This is a genomic window from Methylobacterium nigriterrae (genome assembly GCF_037106235.1).
Classification (GTDB): domain Bacteria; phylum Pseudomonadota; class Alphaproteobacteria; order Rhizobiales; family Beijerinckiaceae; genus Methylobacterium; species Methylobacterium nigriterrae.
Map to the genome: position 1 here is coordinate 1 of NZ_JBAWTG010000846.1, position 273 is coordinate 273.

Annotated in this window: 1 protein-coding gene; it reads right to left on the bottom strand. The window is 63.7% G+C overall.

What is annotated here, in order from left to right; translation table 11 throughout:
* Positions 1-273 (bottom strand): peptidylprolyl isomerase (locus WDW90_RS39400; RefSeq protein ID WP_336493030.1); only part of this gene is annotated, 273 nt, incomplete at both ends.

The window sequence follows — 273 nt, forward strand, 5'->3', positions numbered from 1 at the left end:
GAATATTGCCGGTTGAGGAAGCTCGCGTCGCCGAAGCAGATGAAGAATTGCGAGTTGGCGGAATTCGGGCTTTGCGCCCGCGCCATGGAGCAGGTGCCGCGGCCATGGTTGGCGTTGGAGAATTCGGCCTTGAGGTCGCCCTTGTCGGAACCGCCCGTGCCTGCCCGGCCCGGATTGAACGAAGACCCGCCGCTCTTGCCGAATTGCACGTCGCCCGTCTGCGCCATGAAGCCGTCGATGACGCGATGGAAGACGACGCCGTCATAGGCGCCT